This window comes from Neoroseomonas marina (assembly GCF_012927745.1).
GTDB classification, from domain to species: Bacteria; Pseudomonadota; Alphaproteobacteria; order Acetobacterales; family Acetobacteraceae; genus Neoroseomonas; species Neoroseomonas marina.
In genome coordinates this window covers 89,641-106,227 of record NZ_JABBKX010000006.1, presented here as the reverse complement: position 1 = coordinate 106,227, position 16,587 = coordinate 89,641, and the positions used below count along the sequence as shown (strand labels likewise).

19 protein-coding genes are annotated in these 16,587 nt (G+C 69.8%); 9 read left to right on the top strand and 10 right to left on the bottom strand.

Features of this window, described 5'->3' with window-relative positions; genetic code table 11:
* Positions 1-48: 48 nt before the first annotated feature.
* Together GWK16_RS17125 and GWK16_RS17120 are read right to left on the bottom strand one after the other, a co-directional pair.
* Positions 49-813 carry a Crp/Fnr family transcriptional regulator gene (locus GWK16_RS17125; protein WP_170055204.1) on the bottom strand — a complete coding sequence of 255 codons (765 nt, stop codon included), beginning with the start codon at positions 811-813 and terminating at the stop codon, positions 49-51.
* Positions 814-1,070: 257 nt separating this feature from the next.
* Entirely contained in the window at positions 1,071-1,820 is a 750-nt protein-coding gene (locus tag GWK16_RS17120; protein WP_170055203.1) for a class I SAM-dependent methyltransferase, read from the bottom strand.
* Between the two features lie 43 nt (positions 1,821-1,863).
* Here GWK16_RS17120 and mutM point away from each other — a divergent pair, with 43 nt between their 5' ends.
* From mutM to gyrB, 7 genes are all read left to right on the top strand, one after another.
* A complete protein-coding gene (gene mutM / locus GWK16_RS17115; protein ID WP_170055202.1) occupies positions 1,864-2,760 on the top strand; it encodes a bifunctional DNA-formamidopyrimidine glycosylase/DNA-(apurinic or apyrimidinic site) lyase in 897 nt (298 codons plus the stop codon).
* Positions 2,761-2,818: 58 nt separating this feature from the next.
* The gene (locus tag GWK16_RS17110) at positions 2,819-3,595 is read left to right on the top strand and encodes an enoyl-CoA hydratase (RefSeq protein WP_170055201.1); all 777 of its coding nucleotides are present in this window, start codon (positions 2,819-2,821) and stop codon (positions 3,593-3,595) included.
* Between the two features lie 191 nt (positions 3,596-3,786).
* On the top strand, positions 3,787-4,062 hold the full coding sequence (gene rpsT, locus GWK16_RS17105) for a 30S ribosomal protein S20 (RefSeq protein WP_170055200.1): 276 nt from the start codon (positions 3,787-3,789) through the stop codon (positions 4,060-4,062).
* A 268-nt stretch (positions 4,063-4,330) separates the two neighbouring features.
* On the top strand, positions 4,331-5,761 hold the full coding sequence (dnaA, locus tag GWK16_RS17100) for a chromosomal replication initiator protein DnaA (RefSeq protein WP_170055199.1): 1,431 nt from the start codon (positions 4,331-4,333) through the stop codon (positions 5,759-5,761).
* A gap of 238 nt (positions 5,762-5,999) precedes the next feature.
* Positions 6,000-7,130: a DNA polymerase III subunit beta gene (gene dnaN / locus GWK16_RS17095; protein WP_170055198.1), complete on the top strand. Its 1,131-nt coding sequence runs from the start codon at positions 6,000-6,002 to the stop codon at positions 7,128-7,130.
* Positions 7,131-7,576: 446 nt separating this feature from the next.
* Complete coding sequence (recF, locus tag GWK16_RS17090) at positions 7,577-8,743, top strand: DNA replication/repair protein RecF (protein WP_338144497.1); 1,167 nt, start codon at positions 7,577-7,579, stop codon at positions 8,741-8,743.
* Positions 8,744-8,809: 66 nt separating this feature from the next.
* Positions 8,810-11,233 carry a DNA topoisomerase (ATP-hydrolyzing) subunit B gene (gene gyrB / locus GWK16_RS17085; protein ID WP_170055197.1) on the top strand — a complete coding sequence of 808 codons (2,424 nt, stop codon included), beginning with the start codon at positions 8,810-8,812 and terminating at the stop codon, positions 11,231-11,233.
* Between the two features lie 7 nt (positions 11,234-11,240).
* Here the strand turns inward: gyrB and GWK16_RS17080 are convergent, their stop codons facing one another.
* The 7 genes from GWK16_RS17080 to GWK16_RS17050 form a co-directional block, all read right to left on the bottom strand.
* Complete coding sequence (locus tag GWK16_RS17080) at positions 11,241-11,885, bottom strand: exopolysaccharide biosynthesis protein (protein ID WP_211187504.1); 645 nt, start codon at positions 11,883-11,885, stop codon at positions 11,241-11,243.
* A 28-nt stretch (positions 11,886-11,913) separates the two neighbouring features.
* The gene (locus tag GWK16_RS17075) at positions 11,914-12,075 is read right to left on the bottom strand and encodes a hypothetical protein (RefSeq protein ID WP_170055196.1); all 162 of its coding nucleotides are present in this window, start codon (positions 12,073-12,075) and stop codon (positions 11,914-11,916) included.
* The gene (locus tag GWK16_RS17070; RefSeq protein ID WP_170055195.1) at positions 12,075-12,623 is read right to left on the bottom strand and encodes a hypothetical protein; all 549 of its coding nucleotides are present in this window, start codon (positions 12,621-12,623) and stop codon (positions 12,075-12,077) included. The genes GWK16_RS17075 and GWK16_RS17070 overlap by 1 nt, the downstream gene beginning before the upstream one ends.
* Positions 12,624-12,644: 21 nt before the next feature.
* Positions 12,645-13,079, bottom strand: a complete 435-nt coding sequence (locus GWK16_RS17065) for a CBS domain-containing protein (RefSeq protein ID WP_170055194.1) — start codon at positions 13,077-13,079, stop codon at positions 12,645-12,647.
* A 188-nt stretch (positions 13,080-13,267) separates the two neighbouring features.
* On the bottom strand, positions 13,268-13,726 hold the full coding sequence (locus GWK16_RS17060; RefSeq protein WP_170055193.1) for a PRC-barrel domain-containing protein: 459 nt from the start codon (positions 13,724-13,726) through the stop codon (positions 13,268-13,270).
* Positions 13,727-13,769: 43 nt separating this feature from the next.
* Positions 13,770-14,153 (bottom strand): PRC-barrel domain-containing protein, encoded by a 384-nt coding sequence (locus tag GWK16_RS17055; protein ID WP_170055192.1) that lies wholly within the window; start codon positions 14,151-14,153, stop codon positions 13,770-13,772.
* A 90-nt stretch (positions 14,154-14,243) separates the two neighbouring features.
* Positions 14,244-14,879 carry a hypothetical protein gene (locus GWK16_RS17050; protein WP_170055191.1) on the bottom strand — a complete coding sequence of 212 codons (636 nt, stop codon included), beginning with the start codon at positions 14,877-14,879 and terminating at the stop codon, positions 14,244-14,246.
* A gap of 223 nt (positions 14,880-15,102) precedes the next feature.
* On the opposite strand from GWK16_RS17050, the gene GWK16_RS17045 reads away from it, so the two are divergent.
* On the top strand, positions 15,103-15,276 hold the full coding sequence (locus GWK16_RS17045) for a hypothetical protein (RefSeq protein WP_170055190.1): 174 nt from the start codon (positions 15,103-15,105) through the stop codon (positions 15,274-15,276).
* 48 nt (positions 15,277-15,324) lie between these two features.
* Positions 15,325-15,882, top strand: coding sequence for a sigma-70 family RNA polymerase sigma factor (locus GWK16_RS17040; protein WP_170055189.1), 558 nt, complete (start codon positions 15,325-15,327; stop codon positions 15,880-15,882).
* Here the strand turns inward: GWK16_RS17040 and GWK16_RS17035 are convergent.
* Positions 15,806-16,552 carry a sensor histidine kinase gene (locus GWK16_RS17035; RefSeq protein WP_170055188.1) on the bottom strand — a complete coding sequence of 249 codons (747 nt, stop codon included), beginning with the start codon at positions 16,550-16,552 and terminating at the stop codon, positions 15,806-15,808. The genes GWK16_RS17040 and GWK16_RS17035 overlap by 77 nt on opposite strands.
* Positions 16,553-16,587: the final 35 nt, after the last annotated feature.

The following is a 16,587-nucleotide window of genomic DNA, read 5'->3' as shown; positions in this document are numbered from 1 at the left end:
TCCGATTGCTGCCGCGGATGCTGCGGCAGCGACGGCGGGGCGTCCAGGTCAGGCGGCCGGGGCGCGCAGCTCGGCGGCGACCAGGCCCTGGATCTCGGCGACGCGGAGGATGCGGATGGCGCGGCGGTCGCGCGCCAGCCAGCCCTCGCGCGTCATCTCCGACAATTCGCGCGACACGACCTCACGACGCGCCCCGATGCGCGCGGCGAGTTCATGGTGCGGCGGCGGCGGGGAGACGACGCGTTCCCCCGGCGCCCCGGTGCGCGGCCGCGACAGGCGCAGCAGTTCCGAGAACAGGCGCAGCCGCACCGGCAGTGCTTCCCGTTCCAGCGTGCGTTCCGTCTGCAGCCGCAGCTTGGAGGCCAGCGTTCGCAGCAGCGCGTGGCACGCCGTCGGGTTCGCGAAGACGAAGTCGAGGAAGGCCTGCGCCGGAATGATGCAGAGCCGCGACCGCGTCACCGCGCTGACATTGGCCGCGCGCGGCGCGCCGTCGATCGCCGCGAGCTCGCCGAAGAACTCGCCCGGGCCGAATTCGTTGAGCAACACCTCGCGCCCCGAGGCGGCGCGCAGCTGCACCCGGACCGCACCGGCGGCGACGAAGAAGATGTCGGTGGACGGCTCGTCCTCATCCACCACGACCTGGCCCGGTTCGACCGTGCGCCAGCGGGCGGCCGCCGACAGCTTCGTGAGGGACTCCGGCGCGGCGCCCCGAAAGAATGCGATATCCGACAGCGCCGGCGGCCGGCCGGCGTCAGCCATGACCGGACGGAGCCAGACGAGGTGCGGGAAGACCGGATCCTGAACGACGCGCATGGACAGCCTCCATGCCGGTGCGCCACCCGGGCGCCGGCGGGTCGAAAGCTGCCGCAGTCGTTACGGCTGTGCGAGTGATGCGGGTCACGGCGCCGACACGACCAACGATGCGAAGACAGCCATCGTCGCAACTCCCGGTTCCAGCCAGCTCCGCCCGGATCGTCAATGTGGCGAATCCCGATGCGCCGCTGCGCGCAACGGCCATGTTGCACTCCGACGCATGGAGATGAAAGCCCGCTTGGAACCGGAGGCCGGTGCTACAGCCGCCAACCTGTATGGATCGCGACGATCCCGCCCGACAGGTTGCGCACCTCGACGCGCTCGAGGCCGGCTTGGCGCATCATGCCGGCCAGGGTCTCCTGGTCGGGAAACATCCGGATGCTCTCGGCGAGGTACTCGTAGGAGTCGCGGTCCTGCGCCACGCGGGCGCCGATCTCCGGCAACGCCTTGAACGACCAGGCGTCGTAGAGCGGCACGAGGGCCGAGATTTCGAGGCGTGAGAACTCCAGGCAGTGGAACCGCCCCCCGGGCCGCAGCACGCGGTGGGCTTCCCGCAGCACGGCGTCCTTGTCGGTGCAGTTGCGCAGGCCGAAGGCGATCGAAACCTTCTCGACGCTGCGGTCCGGCAGCGGGATGCGCTCGGCGTCGACGCACATGAAGGACAGGCCGGCCGCGAGCCCGCGGTCCAGCGCCCGCTTCTCGGCCACCGCGAGCATGGCGGGGTTGATGTCGGTGAGGATGACGCGCCCGGCGCCCCGCTCGAGCGCCAGGAACGAGATGTCCCCGGTACCGCCCGCGAGGTCGAGCAGCGTCTCCCGCGGCGAACAGCCGATGGCGTTGACGAAGATCCGCTTCCAGATCCGGTGCACGCCCAGGGACATCAGGTCGTTCATGACATCGTAGCGCGGGGCCACGCTTTCGAAGACCTCGCGCACCAAGCCGGCCTTCTCGGCGCGGGGGACGGTGCGGTAGCCGAAATCGGCGCTGTCCTGGGGGCTGTCGCTCATCGTGGCGTCACCATAGCGTGGTGGCCGGAAATGGGGAGGGACCATGCCCGAGTTGCCCGAGGTGGAGACGGTGATGCGCGGCCTGTCGGCCGTGCTGCAGGGCCACCGCATCGTCGAGGTCGAGCTGCGCCGCGCGGGCCTCCGCTTCCCCTTCCCCCTCGGCCTGGCGCGGCGGGTGGAGGGGCGGCGGGTCATCTCGTTCCGCCGGCGGGCGAAATACATGCTGATGCGGCTCGAGGACGGGGAGAGCCTGCTCATCCATCTCGGCATGTCCGGACGCATGGTGGCGCGGCCGGTGGGGGACGCAGCGATGCCGCGGCTTGGGCCGCAGGGCGCGGTCTCGGACGCGCGCGGGCACAACGCCCCGCCCGAGGCGCATGAGCACATGGTCCTCGTCACCGACCATGGCTGGCGGGTCGGCTTCGTCGATCCGCGACGCTTCGGAGCCGTGGACCTGGTCCCGACCGCGGAGGAGGAGGGTCACCGGCTGCTGTCGGGGCTGGGCCCGGAACCGCTCGACGACGCCTTCACCCCGGCGGCGCTGTCGGCCGCGCTCGCCGGCAAGCGCACGCCGATCAAGGCGGCGCTGCTGGACCAGACCGTCGTGGCGGGCCTGGGCAACATCTATGTCTGCGAGGCGCTGTACCGTGCGGGCATCTCGCCCCGCCGCCTTGCCGACAGCTGCGCGGGGGTGCGCGCCGAGCGCCTGGTTCCGGCGATCAAGGCCGTGCTGGCCGAAAGCATCGGCGCCGGCGGGTCCTCCCTGCGCGACTACGTCCGTGCCGATGGCGAGGTCGGCCGCTTCCAGGAACGCTTCGCGGTCTATGGCCGGGAGGACGAGCCCTGCCCCGATTGCCCCGGGGTGCCGCCCTGCCAGGGCATCCAGCGGATCGTCCAGGCCGGGCGGTCCACCTTCTTCTGCCCCAAGCGGCAGCGTTGAGGCGGCCGCGGGCCTGCGCTACGCACTGCCCACCGACATACGGCGAGGAACGCAGCGCATGGCCTACGAGATGATCCTGACGGAGACCCAGGGGAAGGTCGCCGTCATCCGGCTGAACCGCCCGCAGGCGCTGAACGCCCTGTGCGACCAGCTGATGGGCGAGCTCGGCGACGCGCTGCGCGGCTACGACAAGGACCCCGCCATCGCCGCCATCGTCATCACCGGCAGCGAGCGCGCCTTCGCCGCCGGCGCCGACATCAAGGAGATGAAGGACCGCACCTATCCGTCGGTCTACTTCAACGACTTCATCGGCGAACGCTGGGAGACCGTGCTCGAGATCCAGAAGCCGGTGATCGCCGCGGTGGCGGGCTTCGCGCTCGGCGGCGGCTGCGAACTCGCGATGATGTGCGACCTGATCATTGCGGCCGACACGGCGAAGTTCGGCCAGCCGGAGATCAACCTCGGCATCATTCCGGGCGCGGGCGGAACGCAGCGCCTGACCCGCGCCGTCGGCAAGTCCAAGGCGATGGAGATGGTGCTCACGGGGCGCATGATGGATGCCGCGGAGGCCGAGCGCTCCAACCTCGTCTGCCGGGTGGTCCCCGCCGCGGATCTGGTCGCCGAGGCGGTGAAGATCGGCGAGAAGATCGGCGCGCTGTCCGCCCCGTCCGTCGCCATGGCGAAGGAAGCGGTGAACGCCGCCTACGAGACGACCCTGACCGAAGGCGTCCGGACCGAACGGCGGCTCTTCCTCAGCCTTTTTGCGACCGAGGACCAGAAGGAGGGCATGTCGGCCTTCGCCGAGAAGCGGAAGCCCGCTTTCCGGAACCGCTGAGCCGGCGCGTGGCGGTCCAGCGCACCCTTGCCCCGTGCCGTCATGCGGCGTCGCCCCGGGGGTTCATGGATTTCGCTCCGCGCTTTGGCTTGACGGGTCAGGGTGGGGGGCTCTAGAACCCCGGCCTTCGCCGCGCCCGGGCTCCCGGGCGCGGCCTCGTTTCACCCGATATTGAACTGAACCGGAACCCCATGGCGAACACCGCGTCCGCGCAGAAGCGCATCCGCCAGACCGAGAAGCGCATGGCGCGCAACAAGGCGCGCAAGTCGCGCGTCCGCACCTTCGTGCGCAAGGTCGAGGAAGCCGTCGCGTCCGGCGACAAGGCCGCGGCGCAGGAAGCCTTCCGTGCCGCCCAGCCGGAGTTGCAGCGCGCCGTCACGAAGGGCACTCTGCATGCGAACACGGTGTCCCGGAAGGTTTCGCGCCTTTCGGCCCGGGTGAAGGCCCTGGGCGCCGCGCAGGGCTGAGTACTCCGCCCCACGGGGCGGAACACACCCAAAGTATCCATCGTTATCACGGCAGTAGCAGCCGCGAATCCATTTGCGGCTGCTTTGTCGTGCGCGCGTTTTCACGACCTCGGGTCTGATGACGCATGATGCGTTTTGAGCCTTGCGGCAACGTTGAGGGCGACTAGTCTTCGTGGCGTTGGGGGCTTGAACAAGCATCGTTGGCCGATCGAAAGACGGCAGGGTTGGGCCGGGACGATCCGGCCGGGGCGAGTTGTCTGGGGGGTTCATGGAGAAGCAAGCCGGTTCCGTCTCCGCGCTCTCCGCCGCCGCCATGGGCGAAGCCTGGGCCCGCATCCGCGGGCGCCTGCGCGAGGAAGTCGGGGAGGTCGAGTACCGCACCTGGCTGCGCCAGATGACGCTGGTCGGCATCGAGGGCGACGAAGCGATCGTCGTGCTTCCCACGCGTTTCCTGCGCGACTGGGTCCGTAGCCACTACGGCGATCGGCTGCGTGCGCTGTGGCAGCAGGAGAACGGCACGGTGCGCCGCGTCGACGTGCGCGTCGGGCCGGAGCGCCCGGCCACGGATACGACGCCCGAAGCGGAGGCGCCGCGCGGCAACGGCCTCGCCGAACCGCTCGCCGGCAAGCCGGCCGCGGCAGCGCGGGCGGCCGCCGCGGATGCGCGCAGCGACTGGTCCGCGCCGCTCGATCCCCGCTTCACATTCGATACCTTCGTCGTCGGCAAGCCGAACGAATTCGCCCATGCCTGCGCGCGGCGCGTCGCCGAGAAGCCGGCGAGCCCGGGCTTCAACCCGCTGTTCCTCTATGGCGGCGTCGGCCTGGGCAAGACTCACCTGATGCACGCCGTCGCCTGGGCGATCCGCAACGGCGAGCCGGCGCGCAATGTCGCCTACATGTCCGCCGAGAAGTTCATGTACCGCTTCATCGCCGCGCTGCGCAGCCAGTCGACGATGGAGTTCAAGGAAAGCCTTCGGTCCGTCGACGTGCTGATGGTCGACGACCTGCAGTTCCTGATCGGCAAGGACAACACGCAGGAAGAGTTCTTCCACACCTTCAACGCGCTGGTCGACGCCGGGAAGCAGATCATCGTCAGCGCGGACAAGTCGCCTTCGGACCTGTCGGGCCTCGAGGATCGCCTCCGCACGCGCCTCGGCTGCGGCATGGTCGCCGACATCCACGCCACGACCTACGAACTGCGCCTGTCGATCCTGCAGGCCAAGGCGACGGCGGCGGGCATCGACGTGCCCAAGAGCGTCATCGAGTTCCTCGCCCACAAGATCACGTCCAACGTGCGCGAGCTCGAGGGCGCGCTGAACCGCCTGATCGCGCACGCCAACCTGTTCGGCCGCGCGGTGACGCTGGATGGCGCGCAGGAAGTGCTGCACGACATCCTGCGCGCGCACGACCGTCGCGTGACGATCGAGGAGATCCAGCGCAAGGTCGCCGAGCACTACAACATCCGCCTGACCGACATGTCCTCCGCGCGGCGCGCGCGGGCCGTGGCGCGGCCGCGCCAGGTGGCGATGTACCTGGCGAAGCAGCTCACCTCGCGCTCCCTGCCCGAGATCGGGCGGCGCTTCGGCAATCGCGACCACACCACGGTGATGCACGCGGTGTCCCGCATCGCGGAGCTGATGCAGGCCGACGCCGCCTTCGCCGAGGATGTCGAGCTGCTGCGCCGGATGCTCGAGACCTGAGCCGGTCTGCGACCGTCCTTCCGTAAGCCCCGATTCGCTTGGCTTTGCGACGCTTCGCTTCGGTTTTTCCCCGCTTTTCCGCGCTGAGTCCGGCTGATATGGTGCCGACCCCTCGGCGGGCCGCCGCGCGGGCCGATTCGGCCCCGGCAGCCGGGGGAACCAGGGGGACACACGCGGTCCCGCCGGACCCTCGGACGGGTCTGGCAGGACCGCCCAGAAATCGGGGCGTCGGGCTGCGATGAAGTTCACGGTGGACAGGGCGGTGCTGCTCAAGGCTCTTGCGCACGTGCAGAGCGTGGTCGAGCGCCGCAACACCATTCCGATCCTCGCCAACGTCCTGATCGACGCGAAGACCGAGGGCAACCTGACGCTCACCGCGACCGACATGGAGATCGCGGTGGTCGAGGAGGTCGCGGGCGTGACCGTCGCGCGCGGCGGGCGCACCACGGCGCCGGCGGCCACGCTGTACGAGATCGTTCGCAAGCTGCCCGAGGGCGCGCGGGTGGAACTCGACCACGGCGGCGGCGATGGTCCGCTGACGCTGCGGGCGGGCAAGTTCAACACCACGCTCGCGGTGCTGCCGGTGGACGACTTCCCGTCCATGACGGAAGGGCGGCTGCCGACCAAGTTCGCGATCAAGGCGGGCGTACTGCGCGACCTGATCGACCGCACGCGCTTCGCGATCAGCACCGAGGAGACGCGCTACTACCTCAACGGCATCTACCTGCATGCCGCCGAAGCCGAGGGCGCGCCGGTGCTGCGCGCGGTCGCGACGGACGGCCATCGCCTTGCGCGCGTCGAGGAGCCACTGCCCGAAGGCGCGAAGGGCATGCCCGGCGTGATCGTGCCGCGCAAGACGGTGAACGAGGTCCGCAAGCTCGCGGAAGAGACGCAGGACGAGATCGAGATCCGCCTGTCGGACACCAAGATCCGCTTCGGCCTCGGCACCGTCGCGCTGACCTCGAAGCTGATCGACGGCACCTTCCCCGAATACGAGCGCGTCATCCCCCGCGGCAACGACAAGAAGCTGACGGTGCCCAAGAAGGATTTCGAGGAAGCGGTGGCGCGTGTCGCGGCGATCAGCAGCGAGCGGTCGCGGCCGGTGAAGCTCTCGATCTCGCGCAACAACCTGCTGCTGACCGCGAACAGCCCCGAACAGGGCCAGGCGCAGGAGGAGCTCGACGCCGACACGGTCGCGTACGAGAGCAGCCCCCTCGAGATCGGCTTCCAGGCGCGCTACCTGACGGACATCACCGCGCAGATCGGTGACAAGGTGGAGTTCCTGTTCGCCGACGGCGCGGCGCCGACGATCGTGAAGGACGAGGCGAAGCCGGAAGCGCTGTACGTGCTGATGCCGATGCGGGTGTAGGCAAGCCTAGCCCCAGACGAGCATCGCCACCCCGCCCAAGAGGACGGCCGCGCCGAGACCGAGGGATACGATGATCTCGCGCGGGGATATTGCAGGTTCGCAGCGCGTGGGCTCGCGTGCGTCGTAGACGACGACAATCGTGGCGCCGGGCATAAGTGGCGGTCCCTCTGGATCTACCCGGAAGCGGGCCGTCACCTCGTGCCCAGGTGGTAGTGCGAACAGAACCTCCACGGCTGTTCCGAATCGGAGTGTCCTGAGAATCCGAGCTTCGGCTCGCGGCCACATGCGCGAGCGCCCAGCGCTGCGGATGACCCCTGCGTTCCACCACACCATGAAGGCGGTCCAGACGAGGCCTGCTAGTTGGACCGCTGTCACAGACTGCCATCCGCCGGAACCCGGAAGCCGGACCATTCCCGCCATCTCGAGCGGCTGGTATCCCGTGGTCCGTGCAGTCCATCCATTCGCCCAGTCTGCTGCTGACGCGCTTACTGCTGCAAGACTTCCGCTCCTGGCCGACGCTCGAGGCCCATTTCGCTGCGCCCATCGTCGCCATCGCCGGCGAGAACGGCGCCGGCAAGACGAACCTCCTGGAAGCCATCTCCCTCCTCGGCCCCGGCCGCGGCCTGCGTGGCGCGCGGATGGGCGAACTCGGCCGCCGCGTGGAGGGCGCATCGCGGCCCTGGGCCGCTGCGGGGCGCTTCACGGGCCCGCTGGGCGCCTTCGACGTCGGCACGGGCGCCGACCCCGAGGGCGCCTCGGAACGCCGCCTGTTCCGCCTGGACGGGCAACCGGTGCGGACCCAGGCGGACCTCGCGGACCGCGTCGCGGCGGTCTGGCTCACCCCCCAGATGGATCGGCTGTTCCAGGAAGGGGCCTCCGGCCGGCGGCGTTTCCTGGACCGCCTGGCCTGGGCCCTGGAACCCGCCCATGCGCGGGAGGTCGCGGCGCATGACAACGCCATGGCCCAGCGCAACCGCCTATTGGGCGGCGGCCGGGCCGATCCGCGCTGGCTGGCGGGGCTCGAGGATGCCATGGCGCGCCATGCCGTCGCAGCGGCCGCCGCGCGGCGCGCGCTGGCGCTGCGGCTGAACACGGTGATGTCCGCAGGCACGGCCACGGGCGCCTTCCCCGCGGCGCGGATGGATCTGCTGTGCCCGATCGCCGCCGCGTTGGCCGACCAGCCGGCCCTCGCCGTCGAGGACAGCCTGCGCGCCGCGCTTGCCGCCGACCGCCGGCGCGACGCAGCCGCCGGCGGCGCCGCGCGCGGCGCGCACCGGGCCGACATGACGCTGGTGCACCTGCCCAAGGACCAGCCGGCCGAACTGTGCTCGACGGGCGAGCAGAAGGCGCTGCTGATCTCCACGGTCCTGGCCCATGCCGCCCTGATCGCCGAGGCCCGCGGCTTCGCCCCCTTGCTGCTTCTGGACGAAGTCGCCGCCCACCTCGATTCAGCCCGGCGGGAGGCGCTTTTCGCCGCCCTGGCCGCCCTGCCCGCCCAATCCTTCCTCACCGGTACGGATGCCGAAGTTTTCCGCCCCCTCCGCGGCATCGCGGACATGTTCGCCGCGCGGCCCGGAAAGCTGCTTCCCATGGGCGAAAGCGGGTCGCCCTGAGGGGTGAGAAAGCCTATATTCAGGGTACCTATTCAGCCCCCCTCCAGCCAGGAGTGAGCGCGCCGCATGAGCGAGCCCGCGCGTCCGGAGTCGGACGCCTACGACAGCGCCTCCATCACCGTCCTGCGTGGCCTCGAAGCCGTGCGGAAGCGGCCAGGCATGTACATCGGCGACACCGATGACGGCTCAGGCCTGCACCACATGGCCTTCGAGATCATCGACAACGCGGTGGACGAGGCACAGGCAGGCTTCGCGACCGGCTGCCACGTCACGCTGAACGGCGACGGGTCCGTCACCGTGCGCGACGACGGCCGCGGCATCCCGGTCGACATCCACCCCGAGGAAGGCGTGTCCGCGGCCGAGGTCGTGCTGACGCGCCTGCATGCGGGCGGCAAGTTCAACCAGAATTCCTACAAGGTCTCCGGCGGCCTGCACGGCGTCGGCGCGGCGGTGGTGAACGCGCTGTCCGAATGGATGGAAGTGCGGATCTGGCGCGACGGGCGCGAACACCGCCTGCGCTTCGAGCATGGCGAGACCGTCGTGCCCTGCGAGGTGATCGGCCCTTCCGACAGGCCGACCGGCACCGAGGTGACCTTCAAGCCTTCCGCGCTGACCTTCACGAAGACCGACTTCGACTTCGCCGTCCTGGAACGGCGCCTGCGCGAACTCGCCTTCCTCAACTCCGGCCTGAAGATCACGCTGCGCGACGAACGCCATGCCGACGTGCAGGAAACCGAGTTTCACTTCGACGGCGGCCTCATCGCCTTCGTCGAATGGCTCGACAAGGGCAAGACGCCGGTCTTCGGCCAGCCCATCAGCGTCGTGTCGAAGGAACAGGACGGCATCCGCGTCGAGCTCGCGCTGCGCTGGAACGATTCCTACCACGAGACGATGCTCTGCTTCACGAACAACATCCCGCAGCGGGATGGCGGCACGCATCTGGCGGGCTTCCGCCAGGCGCTGACGCGCGTCGTGGGCAAGGTCGCCGAAGGGCTGGCGAAGAAGGACAAGGCGAACCTCGCCGGCGAGGACATGCGCGAGGGCATCACCGCTGTTCTCTCGGTGAAGGTGCCGGACCCCAAGTTCAGCAGCCAGACCAAGGAAAAGCTCGTCTCCTCGGAAGTGCAGCCGGTCGTGCAGATGGCCGTGGCCGATGCGTTGACCCATTGGTTCGAGACGCATCCGAAGGAAGCGAAGGATGTCGTCGGCAAGATCCTGGACGCCGCCGCGGCGCGCGAGGCGGCACGCAAGGCGCGCGAACTGACGCGGCGCAAGGGCGTGCTCGACGTCTCCTCCCTGCCCGGCAAGCTCGCCGATTGCCAGGAACGCGACCCGTCCAAGTCCGAACTCTTCATCGTCGAGGGTGACTCGGCCGGCGGGTCCGCCAAGCAGGGTCGCGACCGCGCCTTCCAGGCCATCCTGCCTCTCAAGGGCAAGATCCTGAACGTCGAGCGCGCTCGCTTCGACAAGATGCTGGGCAGCCAGGAAATCGGCACGCTGATCACCGCGCTCGGCACCGGCATCGGCCGCGGCGACATCAGCGAAGGCGGCTTCGACCCCGGCAAGTTGCGTTACCACCGCATCGTCATCATGACCGACGCGGACGTGGACGGCTCGCACATCCGCACCCTGCTGCTGACCTTCTTCTTCCGGCAGATGCCGGAGCTGATCTCGCGGGGACACCTGTATATCGCCCAGCCGCCGCTCTACCGCGCGAAGCGCGGCAACGAGGAGCGCTACCTGAAGGACGACCGGGCGCTCGAGGACTTCCTGCTCGAGAAGGCGCTGGCCGCCGCGGCGATCCGCTACGCGGACGGGCGCGTGCTCGGCATCGAGGATCTGCGCAGCGAACAGGAATACTATCGCCAGACCTCGGCCCGGATCCGCCGCCTCGCCGGGACCGTTCCGGCCGAGATCGTGGAGCAGGCGGCGGTTGTCGGCGCGCTGACGATGGAAGGTGACCGCGCGCTGCAGGGCGCACAGAGCCTTGCCGCACGGCTCGACGCGCTGGCGCCGGAAAATGAACGCGGCTGGGTGGCGACGGCGGATGCCGCGGGGCTCGCGGTCTATCGGACCGTCCGCGGCGTGATGGAACGTCATGCCCTCGACGCCACCGCCCTGCGCAGCGCCGAGGCGCGCTGGCTCGATGAGCGCCGCGAGCGGCTGGCGCGGGACTTCGCGGTCGCACCGGTCCTCACGCTGGGATCGAACGAGCACAGCCTGCGCGGGCCGCTCGACGCCTTCGACAAGCTGATCGGGGAAGGCCGCCGCGGCCTCGCGATCCAGCGCTTCAAGGGGCTGGGCGAGATGAATCCGGACCAGCTCTGGAAGACGACGCTCGATCCCGCGGCGCGCACGCTGCTCAAGGTGCGCATCGAGGATGTCGAGGATGCGGAACAGGTCTTCTCCACCCTGATGGGCGACCTGGTCGAGCCGCGCCGCGACTTCATCGTCGGCAATGCGTTGAAGGTCGCGAATCTCGACGTGTAGCCGTCGCCTAGCCTGAGCCCAGATAGCCCGCCGCCAGCCACAGGGCGCCGCCCATGGCGCCGGCGGCGGCGGCGAAGGCGCCCAGCATCAGCACGCCGTCGCGAAAGACGAAGGCCAGGCCGAACAGCGCGATCGGCGCGCTGGCCAGCGTCGTCGCGAAGGGGATGATTTCGAGAGGCGGCATCAGCAGCGCCAGCACCACGCAGGTGATGGCCGCCGCCCGCACGACCGGCTCCTGGAACAGCGCCGGGAGGCGCCCATGGAACCAGCGGTCCATGCGGTCGCCGACGGGCCGGATCAGGCCGACGGTCTTGTGCAGACGCTGCGCCCCGACGGTCCGACGGGCGATGAGGCGCGGCAGCCAGAGATGATGGCGCCCGACCGCACGCTGCGCGGCGAAGACGACCAGGATCGCCGCGAGCACCGTCGGGGCGCCCGGTGCCGTGCCGACCGGCGAGATGTCGAGCACCGCCGGCAGCAGGATGAACGGGCCATAGCTCCGCTCCCCGATCGCGCGGGCGAGGTCCTGGACACTGACGCGCTCGGCCCCTTCGGCCGCCTGTTCCAACCGGTCCAGCACCTCCGCGACGCAGGACGGGCCTGGCGGGGTCGGCGCATGCCCCGTGCCGGGCGTCGCTACCCCGCTCGACACGCCCGGGCGGGATCGTTGGCGGCGCGCCTCACGGGCTGAGCAGCCAGAACAGGCCCAGCACCGCAAGCAGCGTCGCGAAGACACCGAACCACCAATGCGTCCGAAAGCTGACGGGCCGCCGCGGCCGACCCGTCCCGCCGACGACGCCCCGGGGCGGAGGATCGGGCGGTGGCGGCGTCGCCCGGTCCATCACGCACTGTCCGCCTGCCACACGCGCGCCGCGCCCGTTTCCTCGAGGATGCGGGCCGCCGCGCCGCGCTTCTCGGGGGTTGCGGCATGAACGAGCAGCACGGCGCCCTCGCCCTCCTGCGCGGCGCGATGAATGGCCGTGTCACCGCGTGGCGCGCGGCGGATGCCCACCGCCGCCGCGCCGGCAAAGGTGAGCAGCGCTGCAACAGCGACGACGATGGCGGCAAGCGTCATGCCTCCGCCCGAGATCACCACCACGCCGGCAGCGACCATACCGGTCACGACCGCGGCAAGGCTGATCGCGAGCTGCCGCAGGTTGCGCGCCTCGTCCCGTCGCATCGGTTCCTCCGCGGCGACGTTCGACCGCAGGGGCTCCCCGCCCACCAGCGGCCGGACCGAAAGATCGGCATGCTGGAAGTACGATCCTTCGAGGCGCGACATGGCTGCGTCGAGCTGCCGCTTGTCGTGAAACTCGCCGCAGACCTGGTGCGCGGTGGGTGGCGGCGCGGCGGGCTCCTCGCCGCTGGCCGCGCCCAGGGGCCTGTTCATCGGCTCGACCATCGCCGGTGCTCACCCCGTCTGGCTGCGCGCGCCGCCGGGCCGGCAGATGCCGCCCAGCGCGTCGCCGACCCGCGGCCCACCCGTCGCCAGCGCCGCATCGCCGAGCGACAGGATGCCGACGAGCCGCTTGCCGCGGTCGACCACGGGCAGGCGGCGGACCTGGATCTCCGCCATGTTGCGCAGGACCTCGTCGAGCTCCTGGTCGGAGAAGCAGTACTTCACCTCGCCGGTCATCACCTCCCGCACAGGGGTCTGCGGGCCGCGCCCCATGGCGACGCCGCGGATGGCGATGTCGCGATCGGTGATCATGCCGAGGAGGCGATCGTTCTCTCCGACCGGCAGCGCGCCGGCATCCATCTCCGCCATCACCCGGGCCGCCGCCGCGACGGTGGCAGCCGGGTTGACGACCTGGACCTGGCGGGTCATCGCGTCGCTCACCTTCATGCGTCGTCTCCTTCTCGGCTACGCAGCGGCTCTTGGTGCCGCTCGCTGTCGAGGGGGGAACCGAGGAACGCGGCATGGGTTCGCGAGCAATGTCCCGCCAGGCCGCACCGGGCGTCGCCGTTGCCCGCACACGGACGCGCACCCTCCTGGCGAGGGCGCGCGTCTGGTCGCGCCGCGACCCGAGGCCATCAGCGACGATCGGTATCCGGATAGGTGAAGGCGGGACGTGCCTTCAGGCTCTCCGCCGTCGCGCCGGGCAGCATCCAGCGCCCATGCTCCGTACTCCAGCGCAACTCGCTGATCGGCACCGTCACATACTGCTCACCGATGCCGAGGAAGCCGCCGACGGACAGCACCGCGGTGACCGGGCCGCCCGTCGGCGACAGCATCAGATCGTCGACCGAGCCGATGGTGCGGTTCTGCTCGTTGACGACATTGGCCCCGATGATGCGGCTCGCACGGCGCGCCTCCGCCGCGGGAGCCGGCACGCTGGCCTGGGGGGTACCGGCCTGCGGAGCCGGCACGGTCGCCGGCGGCATCGGCGCCGGGCGCTGTGGCGGCGGCGTGGCCGGCGTCGGCTGCGCCTGGGCCAGACCGGGTCCGGCCAGGATGCCGCTGACGGCGAGCATGGTCGTGAGGGTCTTCATGGGAGCTCCTCGGGACATGGATGCGATGTGGGATGCGGCCGCATCACACGATGGGCATGCCGTAATACTCGTAGACGCCGCGGCCATAGCCGGGCTGGCTCCAGGGGCTTTCATCAGCGCGGTACCGCGGCGCCCCTTCGAGCTGTTCGCGGGTGATGGAGACGAAGTAGCCGCCGAGCTCGGTGTCGTATTCGAGGCTGCTCCACGGCAACGGGTAGTAGTCGCTGCCGATGCCGAAGAAGCCGCCGAAGCTGACCACGGCGTAGGAGACCTGGCCCGACACCTTGTCGATCATCAGCGTGTAGACCGAACCGATCTTCTGCCGATCACGGCCATAGACGCTGGTGCCTTCGACCTTGTCGGAGGAGATCAGCTGCTGCGTCTCCTCGAGGGCGGTCGCCTGGCCGGCGATGGTCGGGTCTGACATGGATACCTCCGTCATTGAGAGACCGAAGTAACCGGCGGTGAGCCCGTGGGTTCACCTGCGCAACGCTGCGAAGGACGCGCATCGCGCGGATCAGGCGCCGATCGCGGTGAGAAACGCCTGGCGCAGCGCGCGTGCAGTGAACGGCTTGCGCAGCGATACGCCGCCGCGCACCGACCGTCCGCGGGCGTCCAGGATCACCGACGGGATATCGCGTCCGTTCGACCGGTGCAGGACGGACGCCACGGTCTCCGGCGCGATGCCGCCTTCCGTATCGGCGATCACGGCGAGCGGCCGCTCGCGGGCCGCCATCGCGCACAGCCCCGTCAGATGGGGCGTCACGCGCACGCGCCGGATGCCGAGATCCTGCACGATCATCGCGACATCCAGCGCGACGAAGGCCTGCGCCGACAGGACGATGACGGAGGTATCCCCGCCACGGCGGCCAACGTCGTGCAGGATGGCGGCCGCTTCCTCGTCCTGCAGCCCAAGGATGCGGCGGGCCGCGGGAAGCCCGACATCGGGCATGCTCGACAGGACGATGAGCGCACGTTCCCGGAAGGTGAACCCCGACAGGTACCAGCCGATGACCCGCTGCAGCTCCGGCGCGTCGTCGTTCTTCACGGGCAGCCAGAACTGGTCCGGCAGCCACGCGTGCAGAGCCGACAGGGCCTCGATGAAATCCTCCGGCGGTCGTTGGTGTCCGAGCAGATGCCGCAGGAACGCCATCAGGATCCTGTCCGCCCGATCCTGGCTTCCGGCCAGGATCCGCAGATAGGCTCTCAACCGGTTCCAGAGATGATCATGCTCTTCCTTCATGCCTGCCCCACGCCTGCACTGCGACCAGGATGTCACAGTCGGTTGCCGGTTCGATCGGCACTCAGTCGTGGTGGAACTTCCGGCGGCGCTTGTGGTTGCATACGGCGATGCGCGAAAACTCCATGAGCGGACGATGATTGCTGACCAGAAACTCCCGGCCCCTACCGCCCCCCCGCCGAGGGAGGACGAGCGGCCATCGGGAGAACTCGAGGCAGCCATCCGCCGGATCTACACCAATGCGGCGGCGGAGCCGCTGCCATCACATCTCGTCGATCTCGTGAAGCGCCTCGCCGCCAAAGGCGAATGAACCTCGCGCAATGCTAGTGGTTGCTGTCCCTGACGAGGTAGGGGCTGCATGGATTTTGAACGCGACATGCTGGCGCTGCTGCCAGACCTGCGGGCCTTCGCGCGGGTTCTCGTGCGGCGGCATGCCGATGCGGATGATCTGGTTCAGGACGCGGTGTTGCGGATGTGGCAGGCCCAGCATCGCTTCGAACCCGGCACGAATCTCAGGGCCTGGGCGTTCACCATCCTGCGCAACCGCTTCTACAACGCGTTCCTGTCGAAACACGCCCACGACAATGTCGACGATGTCGCGCAGCACCTGGTCGCGACGCCGGCGCTCCAGGAACGCCTGGCGGAAGGACGGGATATCCGGCGCGCGCTGCATCGGCTGGAGCCGAAGCTGCGCGAGGTCCTGGCCCTGACGGTCGCCTCGGGCCTCAGCCACGACGATGCGGCCCGGGTCATGGGCTGCCCGGTCGGCACGGTGAAGAGTCGTGCCTTCCGCGCCAGGCGCGAACTGCGACGACTGCTGGACGAGGGGGCGCAGCCCCTCACGGCTGAGGAACAGCGGCCGACGAGGCGGGAAATGTCAGACGAAGACGAACGCCTTGCCCAGGCGCTCGAATGAGTGTTCCGGAGGCCTGACGGACAAGAGCCTCGATGATGGCCGAGTGCAGCATCTCGTCATCGCCGTCGCTGTCCCAGTCCGGGCCGTCATCAGCGTATTGGACGGCGACGAACCCGTCCTCGGATTGCAGGTCGATCCGGATCTCGGTTGGCTTGCCGCGCCGGGCGAGACGGTGGGTGACCCACTCCCCCACGATGAGCGCGGTCGGGATGGCGTCCTGAGCCGGAAGCGACACGGACCCGCACTCGACATGCGCGGTGACCTGCTTCTCGGTGCCGGCACTGCCGGCGAGGCTGTCGGCCACCATCCATAACAGCCGGCCCATATCCGCCGTTCCGTTGGCGGCGATGCGGTGCAGCTCGCGATGAATGATCGCGACGGTGGCGATGCGTTCCTCGGCGGCGCGCAGCGCGGCGGCAGCCTCCTTCGGCTCCTCCTCATGGGTCCGCACCCGGCGTTCATGAACCCGCAGCAGGGAGAGCACCATCTGCAGCGTGCTGGCGACACGATGCCCGCCGTCAAGCGACAGCGCGGTCCGCGTCGTGTCGTCGACGCCCTTCCGGGACCGCCGATGGCGGATCCAGCTCCTGCAACGCCAGGACACGAAGGCCAGCAGGACGAGGGCGAGCGCCGTCGTCGTCCAGCTGAAGGCGAAGAGCGGCGCTTCCATTTCCCCTCAGCGTTCGGGCGTGCGCATCACGGCCA